This window comes from Rhizobium leguminosarum bv. trifolii WSM2297 (assembly GCF_000271845.1).
In genome coordinates this window covers 4581496-4606631 of sequence record NZ_JH719395.1, presented here as the reverse complement: position 1 = coordinate 4606631, position 25136 = coordinate 4581496, and the positions used below count along the sequence as shown (strand labels likewise).

At 62.2% G+C, this 25136-nt stretch carries 17 protein-coding genes; 7 read left to right on the top strand and 10 right to left on the bottom strand.

Annotation, left to right across the window (positions count from 1 at the left end):
- Positions 1-3 precede the first annotated feature (3 nt).
- Positions 4-1779: an acyl-CoA dehydrogenase gene (locus RLEG4DRAFT_RS37455; protein ID WP_037094602.1), complete on the bottom strand. Its 1776-nt coding sequence runs from the start codon at positions 1777-1779 to the stop codon at positions 4-6.
- 230 nt (positions 1780-2009) lie between these two features.
- Here RLEG4DRAFT_RS37455 and RLEG4DRAFT_RS37450 point away from each other — a divergent pair, with 230 nt between their 5' ends.
- Positions 2010-3005: a transporter gene (locus RLEG4DRAFT_RS37450; RefSeq protein ID WP_003584639.1), complete on the top strand. Its 996-nt coding sequence runs from the start codon at positions 2010-2012 to the stop codon at positions 3003-3005.
- Between the two features lie 392 nt (positions 3006-3397).
- Complete coding sequence (locus RLEG4DRAFT_RS37445) at positions 3398-3661, top strand: DUF982 domain-containing protein (RefSeq protein WP_003584638.1); 264 nt, start codon at positions 3398-3400, stop codon at positions 3659-3661.
- Positions 3662-3754: 93 nt separating this feature from the next.
- On the opposite strand, the gene RLEG4DRAFT_RS37440 is transcribed toward RLEG4DRAFT_RS37445, so the two are convergent.
- Positions 3755-4249 (bottom strand): BA14K family protein, encoded by a 495-nt coding sequence (locus RLEG4DRAFT_RS37440; RefSeq protein WP_003584637.1) that lies wholly within the window; start codon positions 4247-4249, stop codon positions 3755-3757.
- Positions 4250-4417: 168 nt separating this feature from the next.
- A complete protein-coding gene (locus RLEG4DRAFT_RS37435) occupies positions 4418-5662 on the bottom strand; it encodes an aromatic ring-hydroxylating oxygenase subunit alpha (protein WP_037095070.1) in 1245 nt (414 codons plus the stop codon).
- A 424-nt stretch (positions 5663-6086) separates the two neighbouring features.
- Here RLEG4DRAFT_RS37435 and RLEG4DRAFT_RS37430 point away from each other — a divergent pair, with 424 nt between their 5' ends.
- From RLEG4DRAFT_RS37430 to RLEG4DRAFT_RS37420, 3 genes are all read left to right on the top strand, one after another.
- Positions 6087-6695 (top strand): DUF6656 family protein, encoded by a 609-nt coding sequence (locus tag RLEG4DRAFT_RS37430; RefSeq protein ID WP_003584634.1) that lies wholly within the window; start codon positions 6087-6089, stop codon positions 6693-6695.
- A gap of 165 nt (positions 6696-6860) precedes the next feature.
- Positions 6861-7835, top strand: coding sequence for an L-threonylcarbamoyladenylate synthase (locus tag RLEG4DRAFT_RS37425; RefSeq protein ID WP_003584632.1), 975 nt, complete (start codon positions 6861-6863; stop codon positions 7833-7835).
- Positions 7836-7866: 31 nt separating this feature from the next.
- Positions 7867-9303 (top strand): FAD-binding oxidoreductase, encoded by a 1437-nt coding sequence (locus RLEG4DRAFT_RS37420; RefSeq protein WP_003584630.1) that lies wholly within the window; start codon positions 7867-7869, stop codon positions 9301-9303.
- Positions 9304-9490: 187 nt separating this feature from the next.
- Here RLEG4DRAFT_RS37420 and RLEG4DRAFT_RS37415 read toward each other — a convergent pair whose 3' ends face one another.
- The gene (locus RLEG4DRAFT_RS37415) at positions 9491-12820 is read right to left on the bottom strand and encodes a DUF1217 domain-containing protein (RefSeq protein WP_003584627.1); all 3330 of its coding nucleotides are present in this window, start codon (positions 12818-12820) and stop codon (positions 9491-9493) included.
- A 297-nt stretch (positions 12821-13117) separates the two neighbouring features.
- Here RLEG4DRAFT_RS37415 and RLEG4DRAFT_RS37410 point away from each other — a divergent pair, with 297 nt between their 5' ends.
- The gene (locus RLEG4DRAFT_RS37410; RefSeq protein WP_003584626.1) at positions 13118-13684 is read left to right on the top strand and encodes a DUF6101 family protein; all 567 of its coding nucleotides are present in this window, start codon (positions 13118-13120) and stop codon (positions 13682-13684) included.
- Between the two features lie 81 nt (positions 13685-13765).
- On the opposite strand, the gene ubiA is transcribed toward RLEG4DRAFT_RS37410, so the two are convergent.
- The 5 genes from ubiA to RLEG4DRAFT_RS37385 all read right to left on the bottom strand — a co-directional run bounded on the left by ubiA (position 13766) and on the right by RLEG4DRAFT_RS37385 (position 20339).
- Positions 13766-14725 (bottom strand): 4-hydroxybenzoate octaprenyltransferase, encoded by a 960-nt coding sequence (gene ubiA, locus RLEG4DRAFT_RS37405; RefSeq protein WP_037095067.1) that lies wholly within the window; start codon positions 14723-14725, stop codon positions 13766-13768.
- A 166-nt stretch (positions 14726-14891) separates the two neighbouring features.
- Positions 14892-15707, bottom strand: a complete 816-nt coding sequence (locus RLEG4DRAFT_RS37400; protein WP_003584623.1) for a MipA/OmpV family protein — start codon at positions 15705-15707, stop codon at positions 14892-14894.
- Positions 15708-16019: 312 nt separating this feature from the next.
- Positions 16020-16601 carry a histidine phosphatase family protein gene (locus RLEG4DRAFT_RS37395; protein ID WP_003584619.1) on the bottom strand — a complete coding sequence of 194 codons (582 nt, stop codon included), beginning with the start codon at positions 16599-16601 and terminating at the stop codon, positions 16020-16022.
- A gap of 35 nt (positions 16602-16636) precedes the next feature.
- On the bottom strand, positions 16637-17896 hold the full coding sequence (locus RLEG4DRAFT_RS37390; protein ID WP_003584616.1) for an SAM-dependent methyltransferase: 1260 nt from the start codon (positions 17894-17896) through the stop codon (positions 16637-16639).
- Positions 17897-18029: 133 nt separating this feature from the next.
- Complete coding sequence (locus RLEG4DRAFT_RS37385) at positions 18030-20339, bottom strand: Tex family protein (RefSeq protein ID WP_003584614.1); 2310 nt, start codon at positions 20337-20339, stop codon at positions 18030-18032.
- 235 nt (positions 20340-20574) lie between these two features.
- Here RLEG4DRAFT_RS37385 and glyS point away from each other — a divergent pair, with 235 nt between their 5' ends.
- Positions 20575-22758: a glycine--tRNA ligase subunit beta gene (gene glyS / locus RLEG4DRAFT_RS37380; protein ID WP_003584613.1), complete on the top strand. Its 2184-nt coding sequence runs from the start codon at positions 20575-20577 to the stop codon at positions 22756-22758.
- 418 nt (positions 22759-23176) lie between these two features.
- On the opposite strand, the gene RLEG4DRAFT_RS37375 is transcribed toward glyS, so the two are convergent.
- Positions 23177-25000 carry a methyl-accepting chemotaxis protein gene (locus RLEG4DRAFT_RS37375; RefSeq protein WP_003584610.1) on the bottom strand — a complete coding sequence of 608 codons (1824 nt, stop codon included), beginning with the start codon at positions 24998-25000 and terminating at the stop codon, positions 23177-23179.
- Positions 25001-25136: the final 136 nt, after the last annotated feature.

The following is a 25136-nucleotide window of genomic DNA, read 5'->3' as shown; positions in this document are numbered from 1 at the left end:
TCCTCAGGCAAGCAGGATACGGGCGGCGGCAAGGCTTGCCGCACCATTGACCAAGCAGTCGCGAAGGGCCGCGGTCTCGGCGAGCAGGTTTTCGGCGGCGAAGCGGCAAAGCGCGATGCGGCCCTCGCCCCTGCCATCGCCGCTATCGGCGAGAGCACCCTTGGCGAGATAGCAACCGGTGAGCACCAGGCCGAACAGGCGCTGATAGGGTGTCGCACCGGAAAGCGCCTCGGCGGCTCTGTTGTCGGCGAGCATCTGCAGCAGCCAGGCGGTCGCCTCTTCGAGATCTGAAATCGCTGCGTCGAGCCTGACGGCGGTCTCGCCGAAACCATCGAGATTGGAGCGGCGGACGTTATCGGCGATCTGCTTCAACTCGGCAATGAAGCCTCGCACCTGGTCGCCGCCGGAGAGCGGCAGCTTGCGAGTGACGAGGTCGATCGCCTGGATGCCGTTGGTGCCCTCGTAGATCGGCGCGATGCGGGCATCACGCAGGTACCGGGCCGCACCGGTCTCCTCGATGAAGCCCATGCCGCCATGCACCTGAATGCCGAGCGAGGCGACGTCGACGCCGGCATCGGTCGAAAAGGATTTGGCGATCGGCGTCAGCAGGGCGGCGCGCTCCTGCCAGTGGCGGCTGTCGCCGGCCCGGTGAGACATGTCGATCGCGTGGGCGCAGGCATAGGAGATGGCGCGCGACCCTTGGGTCAGCGCCTTCATGGTGAGAAGCATGCGAGCGACATCGGGATGTTCGACGATCGGGCTCATGCCGGCACCGCTCCAGCCGGGCGCCTTGCCCTGGGTGCGTTCCTTGGCATAGGCGACAGCCTTCTGGGTGGCGGCTTCGGCGATCGCCACGCCCTGCATGCCGACGGCCAGGCGGGCATTGTTCATCATCGTGAACATGCAGGCCAGCCCCTTGTTCTCCTCGCCGACCAGCCATCCCACAGCGCCCTTTTCGTCGCCGAACCGGCCGTCGCCATAGATCATCGTGCAGGTCGGCGAACCATGAATGCCGAGCTTGTGCTCCAGCGAATGGCAGAACAGATCGTTGCGGGCGCCAAGCGAGCCGTCGTCGTGCACCAGGAATTTCGGCACCAGGAACAGCGAAATGCCGCGGGTGCCGGCCGGCGCATCCGGCAGGCGGGCGAGCACAAGATGGATGATGTTGTCGGCGGCGTCATGCTCGCCCCAGGTGATGAAGATCTTCTGCCCGGATATGCGGTAGCTGCCGTCGGCGCGGCGCTCGGCGCGAGCCTTGAGCACGCCGAGATCGGAGCCGGCATGCGGTTCGGTCAGGTTCATGGTACCGGTCCATTCACCGGACACCATCCTTGCCAGATATTTGTCTTTCAGCGCGGCGCTGCCATGGGTGCTGACCGCCTCGATCGCGCCCATCGTCAGCGTCGGGGCGAGCGCAAAGGCCATGGAACCGGAATTCCACATTTCCAGCGCCGCGACATTCAGCATATGCGGCAGGGCCTGGCCGCCGAAAGCTTCGGGCGCCGTCAGGCCGTTCCAGCCGCCGGCGATCCAGTTGCGATAGAGATCGCGCCAGCCATCCGGCAGCCTGACCTCGCCACCCTGCAGACGGGCACCCTGACGATCGCCGATTTCGGCGAGCGGCGCGACTTCCTCTGTGGCAAAACGTCCCGCCTCGGAGAGGATGGCGTCGATCAGATCGTCACTGAGATCGCCGAGAAGCCCTTGTGAAACCGCCTCGCCCATGCCGGCTACATGCTTCAATGTGAACGCGATTTCCTCGACGGGCGCCTTGTACATGCTCATTTCCTCCGTGGGACCGGCCTCGCGCGTCTGCACTTCCTGCACTTGGGCAAAGCCCCTCCGAGGCAAAGGGCTAATTGATTTTTACGTAAACGTCAATTTCGATTTCCCCTGCCGCCATGCGATAATTCGCCCGACACGGCGCTTGGCACTTGCACCCTTGCACAAATGGACGTCATGAAGACTCTCTAAGGAATGACATCGCCTTCGCAAAGGATCGGCGACCAATGGATACATTGCCCGTCAACATACCCGGTTTCGTCTGGGCCTATCGCTTCTCGCCGGATGAAAAGACCGCGGTGCGGCTCAACAACAGTGCGACGGTGGCGGAACTGACTGCCGACAATTGTTTCTATTGGCTGCACCTCAACCTTGTCGACGCCCGCGTGCCGGCCTTGCTCGAAACCCTCGACGGGCTGACGGAGGACGCGAAATCGGCACTGACGACGCGTGACACGCATGCGACCATCACCGTCGACGAGCAGATGCTCTACGGCACGCTCGTCGACTGCCAGCGCGATTTCGCCCAGGATACCAACAATCTCGGCTGGCTGCATTTCGCCATGTCCGACCGCTTCATCATCACCACGAGACTGCAGCCGCTGCGCAGCGTCGAGCGGGCGCGGGCGCTGATCGAGAAGAATCCGGGCAAGTTTTCACGGCCGGTCGATCTCTTCGAACTGCTGGTGATCGAGTTTCAGCGCACGCTGATCGCGATCGTCATCGAGCTCACCGACGAGCTGAACCTGATCGAGGATTTCGTCTACGACAATGCGCCCCGCGACGAACGCCGGCGCTTGGCACCGGTGCGGCGCACCGTGGTCCGGCTGCATCGGCATCTGCGCACGGTGCTGGCGCTGATGCGCCGGGCGGCAGCTGCCGACGACGACGAGATGCCCTTCGGCTTCGACGATGTGGCGCGGCGGCTGACGAGCCGGCTGGAAACGGTCGACCACGACATTTATGCGCTGCAGGATAGGGCGCGGCTGCTGCACGAAGAAATCGATTCGAAACAATCCTCCGAAACCAACCGCCATCTCTATCTGCTGTCGATCATGACGGCCTTCCTGCTGCCGCCGACCCTGGTAACGGGTTTCTTCGGCATGAACACCGCCAACCTGCCCTTCGCCGTCGGCGACTACGGCACGGAATACGCCGTCGCCCTGATCGTCGCCTCGATTGCCTTTGCCTGGTGGCTGCTGCGGCGCGTGGATATTCTTTAAACCGTAGCGAACCGGCCCCTCATCCGCCTGCCGGCACCGACCGGGGTCGAGCCACCGGTCTCGACCCGTCCTTCGGACCCCCGCTTGCGGGCGAAGGGGATATGCCGCGACCTCTCGGGTCCCTGCTGGCCTCTCGCGGGCAAGTCCCCTCGCCCCGTTTACGGGGAGAGGGTTAGGGTGAGGGGCAAACAATGCCTTCATCAAGACGGCGAATAGCACTGGCGCTGCGCGTTATAGGGCGGGAACGTGTTGCCTTTCAATATCGCGACGGGTTGTCCATCTGATGTTTAGCCTCGGCGACGCTCGGGTGATCAGCTGGTTCATGCCGCCAGCTCACCCGGAACGGTTCTTGCACGGTTACTAATATATTTACCGTGGGGAGAGCTAATGTCATGAAATGGTGCACATCCGGAGAGTTTGCCCCTCTAATGCTCGTTGTGAGTGGGCCGGAAAAATACAAGCTTGTTGCAACCCTTGGTCAGGCTGCGGAGATGCTGACAGTTGGCTGGCCGATCGACGATGGAGAAGAATACCTCGTGGCGATTATGGCTTGCCGGGATGCAATACACGGGGAGATTCCGGCTCAGGACGCGCGAGCAGCGCTTATCCGTGCCGCCAACGAAGCCGGCATTTCGGTTATCACCGTCGTTCACTGAGTTTTGCAGCCGACGATGAAATGGCTGGCGCGACACCTCTCCCGTTTTTACGGGGAGAGGGTTAGTGTGAGGGCAGCGTCGTGCCGTACAGCCTCAATACGGCGAATAGCACTGCTGGCGCGGGCCGTTATAGGGCTGGAACGTGTTGTCATACGCGCGATAGGACCGGTAGCGGTTGGCGCACCAGGCGACGTGGCTTGAACCCATACGGGGGCCGGGGGCGACGTAACGCGGCTGGGCGACAATGGCGCCGCCGATGACCGCGCCGGCGCCAAAGGCGGCGAGCGGGTACCAGTAGCCGTTGTAGTGACGGTAACCCGGGCGGTAATAGCTATATCCGCGATAGCCGCCGTAATAGCCGGGGCGGTAGCCGCCGCCGTAGCCGGGCCGATAATAGGCGCCAGGGCGATAGCCCGGCCGGTAATAATCGCCGCGATAGTAACGGCGGTATTGGACGTTTTCGACGGTGGAGGATTTTTCCACCTGCGGGACGGTCGGCATCTGGATTGCCTGCGACGGCACGAAGCTTGTCAGAACGACGGCGGCAGCCAGAGCTGCGGTCGCGATCTTGTTACTCAAACTAAACATTCTTCTCTCCCATTCAACAGCGGCAAACCGCCTGCACAGCAACGCCTTCGTGCCCGAATGGTTCCGAAAGCGGCCGGGGCCGGCTGCTCTCGTCTTTTTAAAGAAATCGATCTGAACCGGGCATTAACCGGGAGGAACCGCGCTTAATGCCCGTCTTCCGACGTGTGGTTAGGCCACGGCGGAGATTTTGGCCTGGTCGCCCTGCAGGCGGTTGACCATGAAGTTGGAATACCATTCGAGGAACTGCATGACGCCGCCCTCGTGCAGGGAAGAATAGGGGCCGGGTTCATAGGCCGGCGAGTGAATGCCGAAGGCATTTTCCTCGACGATGCGGCGATCCTGGTCGTTGGTCTCGGTCCAGACGTGGGTCAGTTCCTCGAGATTGTAATCCACGCCTTCGACGGCGTCCTTGTGGACCAGCCACTTGGTCGTCACCGCCGTCTCGTTGGCGCTGAGCGGCAGCACCCGGAAGGAGATGGCGTGATCGCCGAGCAGATGGTTCCACGTCGTCGGATAGTGGAAGAGCAGCATGGTGCCGATACGGTTGATCGAGATATCGTCGGAGAGCTGACGCTGGACGGCGCGCTTGCCCGACATGGTGTAGCTCTCGGCATCTTCGATCAGCGGCATGCGTGCCGTGCGGAACTGACCGTCCGGCGAAATCTGGAACTTGCTCGGCAGGCCGGCAGCCTCGCAGCGCGCCCAATGGCCGGCGATCTCCGGATCGTCGGCGCCGCCGTCCGTGCCGGTGACACTCGGGGCTTCGGGATAGGTGCGGCAGAGTTCGGGGTGATTGGCGGCGCAGTGATAGCACTCGCGGTTGTTTTCCCAGACGAGCTTCCAGTTGCCCTTCTCGATGATCGTGCTCTGGAAGGCGACCTTGCTCTCGCTGATCCGGTGCGGCGCGACATAGGGCTCGATCTTGTCGCGCACCGGCTGGAAATTGGGAGCCGTGTCGGCAAGGCAGATGAAGACATAACCTGCGACGACTTCGCAATGGACGGGTTTCAGGTTGAAGCCGGTCTTGTCGAAATCATCACCCATGTGGCGGGCGAAGGCGAGCTTGCCTTCAAGATCGTAGGTCCACTGGTGATAGGGGCAGACGAGGCGCACGGAGGAGCCGTGCTCCTTGGTGCAGACCCGCGAGCCGCGATGACGACAGCTATTGTGGAAGGCGCGGATGACATTGTCTTTGCCGCGGACGACGACGACCGGATAGCTGCCGATCTGGACGGTGAAATAGGCGCCCGCCTTCGGCAGCTCGCAATCATGGCCGATGAACAGCCAGTCGCGATAATAGATCATCTCCATATCGAGCTGGAAATAATCCTCGTCGATATAGAACGGCCGTTCGAGGCTGAAGCCCTCCCGGCGGCTCTTGAGCTGACGCAAAACGTTGCTGCGAATATCCATCTTCATGTCCTCGTGCACCCGGTTGCCGCCCTTACCCTGAAGGCCGGCGGAAGCGCGCCCGCTTCCTTCTCCTTCGGGAGAATTGTTCATGGCGGCCATGTAATCACCTGAGCCCATTTAATCATCTGGGCCGGCTGCCGCTCGGTTGTAATGCGACATCGGCTTCGAAATTGACGACAGGATGCAAGCGGCCCGTCCAGGCCGATCGCATCGCCCGACTCTGCAGACGATTATCGTCATTTGCGACATGGCGTAAAGACCCGATGCGCAAAGTCGCGAGCCGGCCGATACGGGTGTCCGTCGCGTTTGCGACATCTGCCGGGATTTGCCTTTTGGCCGGCCGGCTGCGGAGTGATTTTTAACATCGCCTTAAGCATACCGCCCTATCCTGCTTGTGATTCAGACCGACCGAAGAACGCGAACCATGGCCAGACTCCGTTATTTCGACGCGAAAGATGCAAGCAGATTGCAAGAGCGGCAACCGATCGCCGCGCATTCCGAATTCCTGCGCACCGGCCGCATCCCCCGCGAGCGGCAGCACTGGCTGGCCGAGGAAAAGCGCTATTTCACCCATGACGAGGTCGCCGCCAAAACCGGCCGCAAGCTGCAGGTGGCCGGCGAGAAGACGCATCAGCACATCAACGGCTTTCACCACTCGATCCAGTTTCCGAAGATGATCTTCCACCGGACGCTGGAGGACAGCCCGCATCTCGGCTACTGCCACGTCACCGCCGCGCGGACGAAGTTCGCCCATTACGAAGAGGTGAGCTGGGCCTTCTACATCGCCAATTTCTATTCCGACATCGGCGAGAACGACAACTTCTTCGAACGGATCGATATCGGCTATTCCCGCATGTATTTCGCCGTCGCCATCAAGCCGGGCGAGAACTCCCTGGAAAAGATGACCATCGACCGGTCGGTGCGCGGCAATGGGCTGCTGTTCCGCACCCATGATCCGCAGGCGGCAATCCGCAACATCCTGCTGCTCGGCGCCCGCAACGAACAGCTGCGCGAAATCATCCGCCAGCTATAAACGCGATTGATCGCGGGCGGGGGAAAGCCTAATGACTGCCGGAACCAAAGCGCGACGCATCCAACGTGGTTTATGCGACGCGCTTTAGCTCTTTGTTTTTATGCATGCCGTTATCCCGGAACCGCCGCACACTTCCGGGCGGCATGCATTAGCACCAGGCAGCACATGGCACGCATCATCGACATAGAGGAAGACAGGCAGGCAGCGCTTGAAGCCGCCTGCACCGCGCTTGCCGACGGCTTTGCCATCGCCATCCCGACCGAAACCGTCTACGGCCTTGCCGCCGACGCCACCAATCCGGCGGCGATCACCCGCATCTACGAGACCAAGGGACGGCCGCGCTTCAACCCGCTGATCTGCCATATGGCCGACCTTGCCATGGCTGAAGAGCATGCCGAATTCGATCCTGTCTCGCGGGCGCTCGCCGCAGCCTTCTGGCCCGGCCCGCTGACGCTGGTGCTGCCGCTGAAACCTCAAAGCCCGATCCATTCGCTGGCGACCGCCGGGCTCGACAGCGTCGGCGTGCGCGTGCCGAAAGGTTTTGCCGGCGCCCTGATCGGCGCCTTCGGGCGGCCGCTCGCAGCCCCGAGCGCCAATACCTCGGGCGCGATCAGCGCAACGAGTGCGGCCCATGTCGAGGCCGATCTCGGCGCGAAACTCCCGTTGATCCTCGATGCGGGCCCAAGCACCGTCGGCGTCGAATCGACAATCGTCAAGGTGGAGGGCGACCGGGTGAGGCTGCTGCGCCCCGGTGGCTTGGCGGCGCGCGAAATCGAGCGTGTCGCCGGCCGGCCGCTGCTGAGAGCGAAGACAGCATCCGCAGCAATCGAAGCACCCGGCATGCTCGCCTCACACTACGCGCCGGGCGCTTCGGTGCGCCTCAATGCGAAGACGGTCGAACCCGGCGAAGCGCTGATCGCCTTCGGCGGTGCGGCGGTCTCCGGCGCAAACGGCGCCCGGATCGTGCTTGATCTCAGCCCGCGCGGCGACCTCGCCGAGGCGGCAGCCAATCTTTTCGACTATATGAAGCGGGCCGATGCCAGCGGGGTTTCGAGCATCGCCTTCTCGGCCATTCCCGAGGAGGGGCTCGGCGAAGCGATCAACGACCGCCTGCAGCGGGCAGCGGCTCCGCGCAACTGACACTGATCAAATCGACCGAGGATCGACCCCGATGAGCAGCACCGGCATTTCCACCGAACTTCTCGACCGCTTCGCAGCCATCGTCGGCGACAAATACGCGCTTCGCGCCGAGGCCGATCTTGCGCCGCACCTGATCGAAAACCGCGGACTCTATCACGGCTCCTCCCCTCTCCTTTTGAAGCCCGGTTCGGTCGAGCAAGTCTCCGAGATCATGAAGCTTGCGACGGAGACTGGAACGGCGATCGTGCCGCAGACCGGCAATACCGGCTTGGTCGGCGGCCAGACGCCGCGCGCCGGCAAGTCCGATATCATCCTGTCGCTCGAGCGCATGAACAGGATCCGCGATGTCGATCCGGTGGCGAACGTGCTGGTGGCCGATGGCGGCGCCATTCTGGCCGAGGTGCAGAAGGCGGCCGAAGCGCATGGGCGGCTGTTTCCGCTGTCGCTCGGCTCAGAGGGTTCCTGCCGCATCGGCGGCAACCTGTCCACCAATGCCGGCGGTACGGCGGTGCTGGCCTACGGCAATATGCGCCAGCTCTGCCTCGGCCTCGAGGTGGTGCTGCCGACCGGCGAGATATGGGACGGCTTGCGCCGCCTGAAGAAGGACAATACCGGCTATGATCTGCGCGACCTTTTCATCGGCGCCGAAGGCACGCTCGGCATCATCACCGGCGCGGTTCTGAAGCTTTTCCCGCAGCCGCTCGGCCATCAGGTGGCGTTCGCCGGCCTGAATTCGGTGGCGGATGCGCTCGGTCTCTTCAATCTTGCCTCCAGCCTCTGCGGCGCCTCGCTCACCGGTTTCGAGCTGATGCCGCGTTTCGGCGTCGAGATCACCACACGCCACATCGACGGCGTGCGCGATCCGTTGGAAGCGGCCTATCCCTGGTATGTGCTGATCGACATTTCGACGTCGGATTCGGCCGAGACGGCAGAGCGGATGATGAACGGCGTGCTCGAACAGGGTTTTGAGGCCGGGCTGGTGCTCGATGCGGCGATCGCCTCATCGGTGGCACAGCAGAAGGCGATCTGGCACATGCGCGAGAGCATGTCGGATGCCCAGAAGCCCGAAGGCGGGTCGATCAAGCACGATGTTTCCGTGCCGGTATCGAGGATCCCGCATTTCATGGCCGAGGCGGAAGAAGCGGTGATGGCGGCAATGCCCGGAGCCCGCATCTGCGCTTTCGGCCATATGGGCGACGGCAATATCCATTATAATATTTCCCAGCCGATCGGCGCCGACAAGGCCGCCTTCATCGGCCGCTGGCGCGAAATGAACCACATCGTCCATGGCTTGGTGCTGGCGCATGGCGGCTCGATCTCGGCCGAGCACGGCATCGGCCAGCTGAAGCGCGACGAGCTGGCGGCAATCCGGCCGGCGATCGAAATCGAATTGATGCGCCGCATCAAGCGCGCCTTCGATCCGGCGAATATTATGAACCCCGGGAAAGTCGTCAGCGTCGACGTTTGAGGGCGCCGCCAGGGGGAGAATAGCCCCTCATCCGCCTGCCGGCACCTTCTCCCCGCTTGCGGGGCGAAGGGGATGTGCCGCGACCTCTCTGTTCCCACGCAACCTCGTGCAGGGCACGTCCCCTCTCCCCGTCAAAAACGGGGAGAGGGTTAGGGTGAGGGGCTTGAAGCGTGAGGAGCAATTATGACTAGCGCGTACCGCCGCCGGTGAGGATTTGCAGCGCTGGCGATTGCTGGGCGCTGTTCTGGACGTCGTACATGGCGGTGAAGCGGCGCAGCAGCTTGTCGACCTTTTTCGGGTCCTGGAGATCCTCGAGCTTGACGAAGCGGTTGATCAGGTCGGCCTGCTTGGCGACGTCCATGCCGGAGATCTGCGAGGGCAGGCTGTAGGCGGTGGTGATCACCTGATAGAGCGCCTTGTCGCCGAGGATCGAATAGATCGAGGTGATGCTCGGGGCCTTGCGGCTGAAATAAAGCGCCAGGCGCACACCGTCGTTGCTTTCGCCCTGCTGGGCTTCCAGCGTCTGCTGGACATAGAGTTCCTGGGTGTTTTCCTCGGCGGCCTTGTTCTGGATGGCGCCCATCTTGGCGCGGGTCAGATTGCCGTCCTTGTCGAAGTTGAAGGCGGCGACGATATCCTTGAAGCGGCCATCGGCCTTGGTGTTGAGATAGCTCTTCTTGTCGTCGGGATCGGAGGTGAAGATCTTCTTCAGCGTCGCCTTGTCGTAATTCTTCGGGTCGAGATTGTTGGCTTTCAGCACCAGATCCGTCAGGCGGCTGTCGTCGAGGAAATCGTCGAGCGACTTCACCTTGGCCATGCCCTTGGCGAAGTAATCGACCTCGGTTGTTGCGTCCTTCGATGCCTTGTCCTTTACCGGGCCGGCCTTCAGCAGCATGGTCATATGCGCCTTGTAGTCGGTGGCATATTTGGCCATGGTCGCGTCGGGCAGCGCCTGGAAGGGTGATGCCGCCTTGCCGTCGGGGCCGAAATTGAAGGCGCGGGCGAGATTGGTGATGCGCTCGTCCTTCAGCGAGGCGATATAGCCGTCCGGATCATAGGCATCGCTCGTCAGGATCTTGCGCATCATCGAGCGCGGCACGTCCTGGTCTGTCAGGCCGAAGGCCTGCAGCGCCACATGATAGGGATCCGGCAGTTTGTCGTTGCTCTTCTTGAAATCGGCCGTGGCATTGCTGCGCAGGAAATCGTTGACCGATTTGATCTCGGCAGTGTCGAGCAGGCTGGTGCTTTCGGCCATCATGCTCGAGTAGTTGGACACGACCTCGTCGATCGCCTCGTCGCGCTCGTCGTCATAACGCGCCATATAGTTGTCATTGGTGGTCTGCGCTTGGTCGGCCGTCTGGACCGAGCTGACGACCGGCAGCGATCCGTCGGCGGCGAAGTTGAAATCGGCGTTGAGATCGGAATGACCGGCGGCTGAGGCGGCCGTCGCATCGGTCAGGAAGCTCTTCAGGTCGGCATCCGAGATGTCCAACGGCAGATTGTAGGTGCTCTTCAGGAAATTGGTGATGGCGGGATCGGCGATGAGCTCGTCGACATTGGCGATCGTCGCCATCCGGGCGGAATAATCGTCGGTGCGCGCTCCGGCGGAAAATTTCGTGTTGCGGATCTGGGTGTCCGTCTGCGCCGCCAGTCCGTCCTTGAGAGAGCCATCAGCCTTGAAATTGAAGGCGGCGGCGACGTCGGCATAGGTGCCGGTGCCGCTCTGATCGGTCAGAATGCTGCGAAGAGCGACATCGGTGACGGTCGACGGGATGCCGAAGGCGTTGCGCACGAAATTATTCAGCTTCTGGTCCGCCAGCAGCTGATCGACGTTCGAGATTCCCGCGATGGTCGACTGATAATAGACTGCCGCGCTGTCGGCCTTGCTGGCAGTGCTCGCGCTCTGCGCGGCCGTCTGCGAAGCGTAGAGGGTGGCGACCGAACCGTCGGTCTTGAAATTGAAGAGATCGTGGACGTCGCTATAGCCCTGAGCGCTGGCCGCCGCGGGATCGACGAGGAAGGTCCTCAGCGTCGCATCGGAGACGCTGTCGGCGACCTGCATGCTGGTTCTGAGATAGCTGACCGCAATGGGATCGGACATGATGGCGTCGACATTGGTGACAGTGTCGATCATGGCGTTGAAGTGGGCGGCGTTCGCCGCCGATTTGTCGGTTGTCGACTTGCGCTGCGTGTCCGTCTGGATCACCGAACCATTGATCGAACCATCAGCCTGGAAGTTGAAATCGGCATTGAGATCGGCATGGCCTTGCGCGGAGGCATAGGCCGAGTCGGTCAGGATGTTCTTCAAATCGGCATTGCTGAAATCGGTGCCGAGACCATAGGCATCCTTGATGTAGCGCGCCATGTTTCCGTCGGCGAGCAGGTCGTCGACATTGGTGATGCCGCTCGATTGCGACGTCACCTTATAGTAGTTGGCGGTGATCGACGCCGCCGATGACAGCTTGTTCGCCTGGTCGAGCGTCCGCACGCGCACCGTGTTCGAGGTCGAACCGTCGGATTTGAAGTTGAAGGCGTTGTAGACATTGGTAAAGCCCATCAGCTGGGCATAGCCGGGATCGGTCAGGACCGTGCGCAGCGCCGCCGCGGTGAAATCGGCGCCCATGCTGTAAGCCGTCTTGATGTAGGAGGTCAGACGTTTGTCGGCGACCAAATCGTCGACATTGGTGATCGTGCCGATCTTGGCGGTATAATAGGCCTGGTTGTAATCGGCCGCCGTCTTGTTGACGTAGACAACGTCGGAACCGACCGAATTGTCGATGATCACGGACTGGGAATTCAGCGTGTAGGTCTCGATGACCGAAGCCTTTTGCGCCGCGGTCTGGGCCGTGCCGGTGACCGTGCCGTCGGCGTTGAAGCCGAACTGGGCGGCCAGCGCCTTATACTTGTCGCCGCCCTGCGTGTTGACGACGCTCGTGGGGTCGCTGAGATCGCTCGTCAGCACCTGGCGCAGAAAATCCTTCGACGCATAGGTCGGATCGATGTTGAAGGTCTTCAGCACATAGGTGCGAAGCCTGGTGTTGTTGACCAGATCGTCGACGGTCTTCACGCTGTCGATATTGTTGCCGTAATAAGTGCTCTCGGCGGTCGCCGCCTTGTCGGCGTCGACGAAGGACTGCTTGTAGAGGCCGATGAGATCGTCCTCCTGCGCGTCCGTCTGCACGTCCTTTTCGGGCGCATTGAAATTGAAGGCAGCGGCGAATTCGCGGTAGCGCGTATCGGAGAGCTTGTTGGCGTAGCTGTTGGGGTCGGTGAGATCGCTTTCCAGCACCTTCTTCATGAAGGCCTTGGCATAGGTCATGTCCTCGAGACCATAGGCTTTCATCGCATAGCTGTAGAGCTTGTAATCGCCGAGGAAGTCGTCGACCGATGTGACCTTATTGATATGGTCGGCGTAGTACTGGGCGTCCTTCTTGACCGTCGCCTGCGACGCGACCTTGCTCAGGCTCGACGTCATATCCTTCGACAGGATCGTGTAAGCGAGGGAAGCCGTAATCATCAAATGCGCCCTTTTCGGCAAAATCTCTAAAAGAACGAACTGCTGGTAAGCAAATTTTGCCACGAAAAGCTTACCTGAGACTTACCTCAGGATGCATCATTTCAGCACAGCGTCCTGTTCACCTTCCGGAAACCCTGCCGGATTCGGTTTTGATAACCATCAGAGGAGGCAAAGTTTTCTTAACCGCAATTTTTAAGCTGTACGGAACGGCCCCCGCCTATTGTCGGCCATAGAGGACGAAAAGTCCCAAGGAGAAGACCGGAAATCGGCTCTCAGGTAAGACAAGGGTAGAATGACATGAACAATCCCGTAATGAAGCCCGCTTGGGCTGGCACGACGTTACGCCTCGATCCGTCCCGCTTTCCGCAGCAGGTCAGCTACGCCATCCATGATTGTTCGGATGACGTCAATATCACCATAGACGAACGCGGCGCGGTCCTGCGCAAGGTCCTCCCCTCCAGCGGCCTGCCGCTCTCGATTGCGCTGCCGAAGCGCGTCTTCCTAGGTGTCGCCGCCCGCGCCATCGACCATGGCGACGGCGAGGTTACCGTCACCCTCGAGCTTCATCATGCCGATCCGGAACTCTGCATTCCGCTGCTCGTCGCCCATGATCTCAGCGATATTGCCGCCGATTGGCGCGGCTGGTCGGAAGCCTTCCGCATTCCGATGCTGATGGTCGAGGCCGACGGCGTCGCCCGGCCGCTCGAAGACCATATCGGCGCCTTGCGCACCAGCGACCTCAAGCCGCGTCGCCGCCATTCCTACTTCGCCAACCGCCGCCCGCGCTTCCTCGTGCGCCGCACCACCGGCCGGCTCGGCGTCGCCATGAAGATCGAAGGCAAGGAAATCATCGCCCGCAACTGAACGAAATAGCGACACTTCGTTTTCGTACGCATTTGAAACCCGGCGCCCGCGCCGGGTTTGTCGTTTCATTCATCGTTTCATTCAGGGAATGGCAAACAGCAGCGAGACGAAAAGGCCGAAGAAGATGATCAGGCCGACGCGGTTGTTCGATTTGAACAGTGCCAGGCATTGGGCGGCATCGTCGATATCGAGCCGGACGATCTGCCAGGCGAACATGCCGGCGGCGCCGAGCAAGGCCAGGAAAGCGATGAGATTGGCGCCGGCGAGAGCAAAAGCCACAAACATCAGCACCAGCGTCAGCCCATAAAGGCCGATCAGCCATTGCCGCGTCCTGTCGCCGAACAGGCGCGCGGTCGAGCGGACGCCGATCAGCTCGTCGTCCTCCTTGTCCTGATGCGCATAGATCGTGTCGTAACCGATCGTCCAGGCGACAGAGGCGGCGTAAAGCAGGATGGAGGCGAAGGAAATTTCGCCCAGAATGCCGGCCCAGCCCATCAGCGCGCCCCAGGAAAAGGCAAGCCCCAGATAGAATTGCGGCCAGTCGGTGAAGCGTTTGGCATAGGGGTAAAGCGCGACGATGCCGAGCGAGAGCACGCCGAGGAAGACCGTGAACCAGTTGAACTGCAAGAGCACGAAGAGGCCGACCAGCGCTTGCAGGCCGATGAAGATCTTCGCGCGGGCGCGCGTCACGCGTCCGGAGGGAAGCGGACGCGACCGCGTGCGCGCCACTTCCATGTCGATCTCGTGGTCGACGAGATCATTATAGGTGCAGCCGGCGCCGCGCATGGCGACCGCGCCGATGAAATAAAGGAAAAGGTGGGACACCAGCAGGCTGCCAGAATAGAGCCCCTCGCCGATCGCCGCATTGGCGGCAAGCGTTGCCGACCAGAAGCACGGCCACATCAGCAGCTGCCAGCCGATCGGCCGATCCCATCGCGCCAGCTGCGCATAGGGCCACAGCCATGGCGGCAGGATCCGGTAGACCCAGTTATCGGAAGGTGCGTCGGAAACGCGATCGTTGAAGTCGCCGGTATCTTGCATGCCGCCATCTAGCGACCGGCCGGCGATCCGGTCAAGAAGCGATCTCTTTGTCTTCTGCATGTCGTTAGCCCGGAACCGCTGCACACTTCCGGGCGACATGCATTGGATGTTTAATGCATGTCGTTATCCCGGAACCGCTACACACTTCCGGGCGACATGCATTGGATCACTGCAGGGAGAAATTGAACTTGTAGGTCGCCGAGACGCCGATCAGCACCTGGTTCTTCGAGCCGCGGTCGCGCACCAGGCTGCTGTCGGCGGCGGGACCGGCGAGCCGCTTATATTCGAGGAAGGAGCTGGCCGAGAGATTTTCGGTCGCCTTCCATGTCAGCGCCGCGCCGGCGCCATAGGACTGCATGCCCGCCGACGGCTTGTAAGGGTCAAGGCCGCTCGCTGCGGCGTGCTTGGCGCTGACGCCGTAATAGGCATCGTAATAGCCTCTCGTCGCAAATGTCGCGCGCGGGCCGCCTGACAGCTGCAGGTTGGGCGCGATGTCGGTGAAGGCATCGACGGCGAGATCGGCGACGACGCCGTCGTGGGAACGGATGCCCTGCCGGACTTCGGCGCGGGCGCGCAGGAAATCGGTCGGATAGACTTCGACGAAGCCGCCGGCCTCAGCTCCCCATTTGACTTTCCTCAAGCCCTTCAGGTCACTGTCGTCGCCGGCATCGCGCGACGGCACGAACTTGCCGACGATACCGGCGCGGAAGGCGCCCTTGTCGATGAGAGCGAAGGACGGGTTGTCGTTGCGCGAGGAAAAGCGTGGGCCGGCGCCTTGGCGACCGACCGAAATCAGCGGACTGAACTTGAATTCATTATGCGACGAGCCCTCGAATTTCGGCGCCGAGAAGCCGGCGACGCCGACGTTCAGATACCAGTCGCCCGACCAGAAATGCTGGCCGCTTTCCTGCGCTGCAGCCGCCGAACCCAGGGATGAAAAGGCAATAGCAAAAAAGATCGATACGACTGATCGATGAGACACGTCCGCACTCCAGAAAACGCAAAAACAAAGCCGCGGAGAGCGGCGGTGGCTAGACTTATCGTGATGTCGTTACCGCGATGTTAACCACGGGCGAGGAGATTGCGCGTTATGGAGACTTATGAGACTGGCGAGAACGGCCCCTCATCCGCCTGCCGGCACCTTCTCCCCGTGAACGGGGCGAAGGGGTGTGCCGCAACCTCTCCGTTCCCCTCTAACCTCTCGCAGGGCACGTCCCCTCTCCCCGTTTTACGGGGAGAGGGTTAGGGTGAGGGGCAGCCACGTACTGGACGCAAACCCACTCCCTCAGATTCGCTATCTCTGATTCCACCCACGGATCACCGGTTCGGTCAGATCGTGCTCGTAGCCGAGTATGCTGATACTGGTCGTATCGAGCGAGAAATACACACCGCCTTCCGGCGGCAGGCCGAGCCAGCGGGCGGCGAGCACGCGCAGGAAATGCGAGCTGGAGAAGATCAGGATGGTTCCGGCCGTTTGACGAAGCGCGTGGATGACGGCGTCGGCGCGGGCGCCGACATCGGCGGCGAATTCTCCATTCGGGCAGCCGTCGCGAAAGAGCTGCCAGCCGGGGCGGGCGGCCAAGATATCCTTGGTGGTGATGCCTTCATAGGCGCCATAGTCCCATTCGGCGAGATCGTCCATGATCACCGCCGCTGATCCGAAGCCGGCCAGCGCGCAGGTCTTGCGGGCCCGTGCGGAGGGGCTCGACCAGACGGCGGAGAAGGTGAGGCCCGAAAGCCATTCGGCAAGCTTGCCGGCGGCGGCCTCGCCGTTTGCCGTCAGCGGAATATCGGTTCGTCCGGTATGGCGCCCGGAACGGCTCCATTCGGTTTCACCGTGGCGGACGAGATAGATCTCGGGAAACGCGCTGCTCATCTGCATGTCCTTTCATCCCGTCCGGCTGCTGCCGCTCAGAAGGTCACCTTTTCCAGCGGCGGGCGCCTCGCCTCGAATTCCTTCAGCTTGGCTTCATTCTCAGCGATGTAAGTGCGATTGTCGGGAACCGTGAACTGGTTCTTGGCGATCTGGATCTGCAGGATGAAGAGCTCGTCCCAGCGGAAGCCCATTTCCGAGCCGGCCAGGTAGAATTCCCACATGCGGAAGAACTGCTCGTCGTAGAGCGCCACCGCTTCGGCCTTGCGGGCGACGAAGCGCTCGCGCCAGTGACGCAGCGTATAGGCGTAATGCAACGGCAGGATTTCGACATCCCTGACCAGCAGCCCAGCCTTTTCGAGCGGCGGCAGGACTTCGCCGACGGAAGGGATATAACCGCCGGGGAAAATATACTTCTCGATGAAGGCATTGGTGCCGAAGCTCGGCTTCGGGCGGCCGATCGAATGCAGCACCATGACGCCGTTGTCGTCGAGGAGATCGGATACCTTGCGGAAGAAATTGGGGTAATTGCCGATCCCGACATGTTCGAACATGCCGACCGAGACGATGCGATCGAACTTTCTGCCGGTCATGCTGCGGTAATCCTGCAGCTCGAAACGCACGCGCTCGGCAAGACCGCGCTTTTCGGCGCGGGTGCGGGAAACCTTCAGCTGTTCTTCGCTGAGCGTAATGCCGGTAAAATCGGCTCCTTCGGTCGCCTCCGTCAGATACATGCCCATGCCGCCCCAGCCGGAGCCGATCTCCAGGATGCGCTGATTTGGCTGAAGCAGCAGCTTGGCGGCGATATGGCGTTTCTTGGCGAGCTGCGCCTCGTCGAGCCCGATGCCCGGCGGTTCGAAATAGGCGCAGGAATATTGCCAATCCTCGTCGAGGAAAAGATCGAAGAGCTTGGCCGACAGGTCGTAATGATGGGCGACATTGTGCTTGTTGCGATTGACCGGCACACGGCTCTTCAGCTGCTGCCAGGCAATCCGGCCGACGAGCAGTGCCGCCATCTTGAAGTCGAAGATCTCGTTGGTGGTGTTCTGCTTCACCAGCGACAGGAAATCGTAGATATTGCCCTGTTCGAGAATGAACCGGCCCTGCATGTACATTTCGCCGAGCTTCATCGTCGGATCGCGCCGGATGGCGTCCTCAGCCTCCTGATCGGCCAGGCGAGCGGCAACCCTGTCGCCGCTGCCGTCGCCGATCAAGTAGGTGTCGCCATTGGCAAGGGTAAGTTCCAACGAACCCTTGCGGATGATTTGCTGGACGATCGAAAGGAAAGCCGACGCCATGGACGCCTCGCAAATGTGACAGGATGGTCACATCAACTTAATAGCTCTCTTCCGCCTTACAAGCGCCGGATTTAGCACTCTCGAAAGAACGTTGCCAAACTGTTGCATTTTTGCCGAAATACCGGCTAAACCCTTATTTTCGCTTCATGGCTTCGGCAAGAGCGGCGCCGAAGGCACCCTGGCTCTCCGGCTTGGCAGCCGCCGGCCGGCGCTCGTTCTGCGGGCGCGAGCCCTGGTTTCCGCGAGAATCACTCCGCGGCGCAGAGGCTGAAGAACCGTCATCCCGCTTCATCGACAGAGCGATGCGCTTACGCTTGGCGTCGACCTCGACGACCCGCACCTTGACGACATCACCCGCCTTGACGACCTCGTGCGGATCTTTGACGAAGCGATCGGCAAGCTGCGACACATGCACCAGACCGTCCTGGTGCACGCCGATATCGACGAAGGCGCCAAAGGCGGCGACATTGGTCACCGTGCCTTCCAGCACCATGCCGGGCGTCAGGTCGGAAATCTCGTTGACACCCTCGGCGAAGGTCGCCGTCTTGAAGCTCGGACGCGGATCGCGGCCGGGCTTTTCCAGTTCAGCGATAATATCGCGCACCGTCGGCAGACCGAATTTCTCGTCGATGAACTGGCGCGGATCGACCGATTTCAGCATGACGCTATCGCCCATCAGTGCCCTGAGATCGCGGCCGCAGGCGGCGACGATCTTCTTGGCGACGCCGTAGGCCTCCGGATGGACCGAGGAGGCGTCGAGCGGCTCCTTGCCGTTGGGGATGCGCAGGAAGCCGGCGCATTGCTCGAAGGTGCGGCCGCCGAGCCGGGCGACCTTCATGAGATCGCGCCGCGTCTCGAAGCGGCCCTCGCTATCGCGGTGGCGGACGATGGCGTCGGCGATCGAGGGGCCGAGGCCGGAGACACGGGAAAGCAGCGGCGCCGAGGCGGTGTTCAGATCGACGCCGACGGCGTTCACCGCATCTTCGACCACGGCATCGAGCGAGCGCGACAGCTTCTGCTGGTCGACATCGTGCTGATACTGGCCGACGCCGATCGACTTCGGCTCGATCTTGACGAGTTCGGCTAGGGGATCCTGCAGCCGCCGGGCGATAGAGACGGCGCCGCGCAGCGACACGTCGAGATCGGGAAACTCGGCCGCCGCGGTCGCCGAGGCGGAATAGACCGAGGCGCCGGCTTCCGAGACGATGACCTTGGTCGGCTTCGGCGCCGGCAAGTCGGCCAGCATGTCGGCCACCAGCTTTTCGGTCTCGCGGCTGCCGGTACCGTTGCCGATCGAGATCAGCTCGACATTGTGCTTGCGGATCAGCGATGCCAGCTCGATCTGGGCGCCGCGCACGTCGTTCCGCGGCTGGAACGGATAGACCGTCGAAGTCGCCACCACCTTGCCGGTGCCGTCGACGACGGCGACCTTGACGCCGGTGCGGATGCCGGGATCGAGACCCATGGTCGCGCGCGAGCCGGCGGGTGCGGCCAGCAGCAGATCCTTGAGATTGCGGGCGAAGACATGGATCGCCTCCTCTTCGGCCCGCTCGCGCAGTTCCCGCATCAGGTCGAGCGACAGCGACATGGAAAGCTTGACGCGCCAGGTCCAGCTCGCGACCTCCATCAGCCAGCGGTCGCCGGGGCGGCTCGCGCCGATCTCATAGGCGGCAGCGATCATGCGTTCGACCGGCTTGTTCGGCGAGGCGGTCTCGGCGTCGGCCTCGATCGTCAGCGTCAGCACCTCCTCGTTCCAACCGCGCAGCATGGCGAGCGCGCGGTGGCCGGGCGCCGTCGCCCAGCGTTCGGAATGGTCGAAATAATCGGAAAACTTCTCGCCCGTCGCCTGCTTGCCGTCGACGACCCTGGCCTTCAGCAGGGACGCCTGGCGCATATGGGCGCGCAATCTACCGAGCAGGTCGGCATTTTCGGCAATGCCTTCAGCGATGATGTCGCGCGCGCCTTCGAGCGCCGTCTTTACATCCGGCACATCAGCCATGATGAAGCCTTCAGCCAAAACTGCCGGTTCCCGGCCGCGGTCGGCAAGGATCGTCTCGGCAAGCGGGCCGAGGCCGCGCTCTCGGGCGATTTCGGCGCGGGTGCGGCGCTTCGGCTTGTAGGGCAGATAGAGATCCTCGAGCTCGGCCTTGGTCTCGGCGCCGCCGACCTTGGCCATCAGCTCGTCGGTCATCTTGCCCTGGCCGGTGATCGATTCGACGATCGCGTCACGCCGGGCTTCGAGTTCGCGCAGATAGACCAGCCGCTCGGCAAGATTGCGCAGCTGCGTATCGTCGAGGCCGCCCGTCACTTCCTTGCGGTAGCGGGCGATGAAGGGCACGGTGGCGCCCTCGTCGAGCAGCTCGATGGCGGCCTTGGCCTGTTCGGGCCGGGCGTTGATTTCGGCCGAGATGCGGGCTGCGAGAAAACGGAGGTCAGCGGCCATGAGGTTTCCTGAATTTCCTGTTCCGACGAAAGTTGCGGGACCATAACGGCGAAAAGCGGCAAGGCAATGCCCGACTGTGGTTTCCACAGCGGAAGTTATGGAATGGGGGGCATCTGCGGGTCGCCCGATCCCATCGCCCGCTTCCGTTTTTGCGGTTGTGCAGATGCGGCATTCTTTGATAGCAGAAGCAACGTTTTTGGATCGCCCTGCCCGCGGGCGCAAGGAAAAGAGTGACATGCCAAACCTTCTTCTCGAACTTCGCTCCGAAGAGATTCCGGCCCGCATGCAGCGCAAGGCTGCCGGCGACCTGAAGAAGCTCGTCACCGATGCGCTTGTCGAAGCGGGTCTTTCCTATGAGGGTGCGCGCGAATACTGGACGCCGCGGCGGCTGGCGCTCGATATCCACGGCCTGACGGCGCGTTCCGCCGACGTGCGCGAGGAGCGCAAGGGGCCGCGCACCGACGCCAACGAAAAGGCGATCGAAGGTTTTCTGCGCGGCGCCGGCCTTTCGTCGGTCTCCGAGGCGCAGGTGGTCAGCGATCCGAAGAAGGGCGATTTCTACGTGGCGGTCATCTCCAAGCCCGGCCGCGCGGCGGAAGAGATCGTCGCCGAGGTGATGCCCGGCATCATCCGCGATTTTCCCTGGCCGAAGTCGATGCGCTGGGGCAAGGCCTCCTCCGCGCCGGGCGCGCTGCGCTGGGTGCGGCCGCTGCAATCGATCGTCTGCACCTTCGGGCCTGAGCATGAGGAAACGGTCGTCATCCCCTTCGAGATCGACGGCATCACCGCCTCCAACGTCACCTACGGCCATCGTTTCCACGCGCCCGAGGCGATCACAGTCCGGCGCTTCGACGACTATGCGGCGAGCCTGGAAAAGGCCAAGGTCATCCTCGACGCCGAGCGGCGCAAGGACATCATCCTGCATGACGCCCGCGACATCGCCTTCGCCAACGGGCTGGAACTGGTGGAAGACGAAGGCCTGCTGGAGGAAGTCTCCGGCCTTGTCGAATGGCCGCAGGTGCTGATGGGTTCCTTCGAGGAAGATTACCTCTCGATCCCCTCCGAGATCATCCGGCTGACGATCAAGACCAACCAGAAGTGCTTCGTCACCCGCAAGCAGGGCGAGGAAACGCTGTCGAACAAGTTCATCCTGATATCCAATATCCAGGCACATGACGGCGGCAAGGAAATCGTTCACGGCAACGGCAAGGTGGTGCGGGCCCGGCTTTCGGATGCGCTGCATTTCTGGAAACGCGACCAGGGCGCCCTGCCGGATCTGGAGACGCTGACGGCGTCGGCCGCAAATTTCGGTCTCGATCTGCAGAAGCCACTCGACCAGCGCATGGCCAAGCTCGATGCGCTCGACGTGACCTTCCATGCCAAGCTCGGCACGCAGGGCGCGCGTGTCGCCCGCATCCGCACGCTGGCTGGGGAATTGGCAAGGATCGTCGGCGCGGATGCGGCTCTCACCGATCGTGCCGCCGTGCTTGCCAAGGCCGATCTGCGCACCGAAGCGGTCGGCGAATTCCCGGAACTGCAGGGGTTGATGGGCCGCAAATATGCGGGGCTGCAGGGCGAGAATGCGTCTGTTGCCGCCGCCATAGAAGATCATTACAAGCCGCAAGGCCCATCCGATCGCGTTCCCGCCGACAAGGTCGCGATCACCGTCGCGCTCGCCGACAAACTGGATACGCTCATCGGCTTCTGGGCGATCGGCGAAAAGCCGACGGGTTCGAAGGATCCGTTTGCGCTGCGGCGGGCCGCACTCGGCGTCGTCAGGATCCTGCTGGAGCGCAATGTCAGGCTGCCGCTGCTGGCGATCATGAGCCGGACTTCGCTTCTCGCCAAGACGGGCGGCGACGCGGTGTTTGCATTCGCCGGCGACCCGGGCGAGACTTTCTTCGACCTGCTCTCCTTCTTCCACGACCGCCTCAAGGTCTATCTGCGCGACCAGGGCGCCCGCCACGATCTGATCGACGCCGTGCTGACACCTGATGCCGACGACCTGTTGATGGTGGCGCGCCGCGTCGAAGCGCTGACGGCCTTCATCACCTCCGAGGACGGCAAGAACCTGCTTGCCGGCACCAAACGCGCCACGCAGCTGCTCGCCGCCGAGGAAAAGAAGGGCACCGTGATCGCCGACGCCGTTTCGCCGGCGCTCTTGAAGCTCGACGCCGAGAAGGAGCTGTTCGCGGCAATATCAGGTGCATCGAAGGAGGCGGCTGACGCTGTCGCCGGCGAGGATTTCCGTTCGGCAATGGCAGCGCTCTCCAAGCTGCGCGGCCCGGTCGACCGCTTCTTCGAAGACGTGCTCGTCAACGACGAGGACGCCGCCATCCGCGCCAACCGCCTCGCCTTGCTGCGGCTGATCCGCGAGGCGACGGGAACAGTTGCGGATTTCTCGAAGATCTCGGGGTGAGAGCGGCTTCGGCTGGGTGCTTTAACACAAACGCAGCGCTTGCAGCCATGGGTCCTCGGGTCAAGCCCGAGGACGACGGAGAGTGGGGAGCCGACGTGGCAAGTACCGCAAGCGCAGCGATTTATTGGAATTGCCGTTCTTGTTTGCGCGATTCCCGCGCAAAACTGCTGCACACTTTGCTAGGATTCACCCAGACGTCTCGCCTCGTGCCGAAAGTGCGCCCCACCCTCCGTCATACTCGGGCTTGACCTGGCTTGACCCGAGTATCCATGCCGCCGGCGCCTCGCTTGAATTTGTTACGCTGCAGTCGCCTTGTCATTTCGACACCAACGCAGGACTTGCGTCCAAAGCAGCACGGCCGCCGGAGAACCGACGGCCGCTAACTTGCTGATAACAACCCTTGTTGCCCCCGCGCGGTTTAAGCGGCGCGACGACCCTGATGCATGGCCGGAGCGGCGCTTTCGCCATCGACGCGGAAGCCGCGGATGAGGTCGAGCAACTCGTCGGTGTCGCTGGCCAGCGTTTCGGCCGAGGCCGTGGTCTCCTCGGCCATGGCGGCGTTCTGTTGGGTGGCGGCGTCGAGCTGGTTCATCGATGATGAGATCGAGCGCAGCGTCGTGTCCTGTTCGGAGGCGCTGTGGGCGATCTTGGCGACGATCTCGTTGGCGGCCTTGATCTGGTCGGAGATGCGCTTCAGCGCCTCGCCTGCCTCGCCGACCAGGCGGACGCCATGATCGACCTGGCTGGAGGAGCGGGCGATCTGATCCTTGATCTCCTTGGCCGCTGCAGCCGAACGCTGGGCGAGCTCGCGCACTTCCTGGGCGACGACCGCAAAACCCTTGCCGGATTCGCCGGCGCGGGCCGCCTCGACGCCGGCATTCAGCGCCAAGAGGTTGGTCTGGAAGGCGATCTCGTCGATGACGCCGATGATCTTGGTGATCTCCGACGATGAATTCTCGATGCCGCTCATCGCCTCGATCGCCTGGCCGACGATCGCATCGCTGTGGGTGGCCTCATTGCTGACCGAGTGCACGCGCTTGCTTGCCTCATGGGCGCCATCGGCTGTCTGGCGGACGGCGACGGTGAGCTCGTCGAGGGCCGCCGAGGTTTCCTCGAGGCTGGCCGCCTGGCGCTCGGTGCGCTGCGAAAGCTCGTTGGAGGCGCGGCGGATTTCTTCCTTGCTGGTGCCGATATCGCTGCCCTTGGCGCTGACCTTGGCCATGGCGGCTTCGAGATGCGACAGTGCATCGTTGAAATTATCGCGAAGAGCGGCGTATTTCTGGCCGAGATCGGCGCAGCGGACGGTGAGATCGCCACGGGCGATCATCTCCAGCGCCTGGCCGATCGTCGCCATCACACGCGTCTGCAGCGCCGTCTCGTCCTGTTGCTGGCGCTGATTGTTTTCACGCTCGTTTTCCAGCGCCAGCTGCTGGGCCGCTTCGCGATCCGACATCGCATGGCGTTCCCGGATCTTTTCCTGCAGCGACTGCGTCGCCTTGGCCATCATGCCGACTTCGTTGTTCATGGCCGTATGCGGGATGGCGATCGAGACATCCTCTTCGGCTACAGCCTTCAGGGCGGCATGAACGCTGTTGAGAGGGCCCGAAATGCCGCGGATGACGAAGTAGGCAGCCGTCATGGCAAGGAAGAACAGAACGATGCTGCCGGAGAGCGCAGTCAGGATGGTGCTGTTTATCTGAGCATCGAGGTCGTCCATATAGACGCCGGTGACGACGACCACCTTCCAGGGATCGAAGGCCTGCCCATAGGCGGTCTTGCGGTAATCGCCGGCCGGTTGGCCCGGCTTGCTGGTGGAATAAAATTCGACGAGACCGCCGCCCTGTTGCCCGAGCTTGACCAGCTCTTCGCGGTAGAGCTTGCCCTTGCTGTCCGCCTGCCCCTTGAGGTTCTGCCCGACTTTCGAGGCGTCGTAATGGAACATCATCTGGACGTCGTAGCTATAGCCGAAGAAATAGCCGTCCGGGTCGTATTTCATCCCGTTGACGGTGGCGTAGGCCTGCTTCTGGGCATCCTCAAGGGTCATTTCGCCCGCCGTCACCTTGGCCTGGTAAAGCTTGAGAACGGAGACCGCCGACTGAACCTCGGCGCGGAGCATGTCATAACGCTCCTTGTAGATCGCATCGACCGAGGAGCGGATCTGCAGGGTCGTGGCGACGGCAAAGGCCACCATCAGGCCGATGACCAGCAGTATGAGCTGCTTCGAAATTTTCAAATTTTTCATGTTGCCTCGCAACGGGAATGAATGGCTGCATCCCGGTGCGGTCTTCTACCGCCTGTGCGAGCGCGTCGGAGAAGAAGGGCGACGCGTCTACCGCTGCTAATAACAACATGCTGCGACCGGTTCGTTACAATTGTCG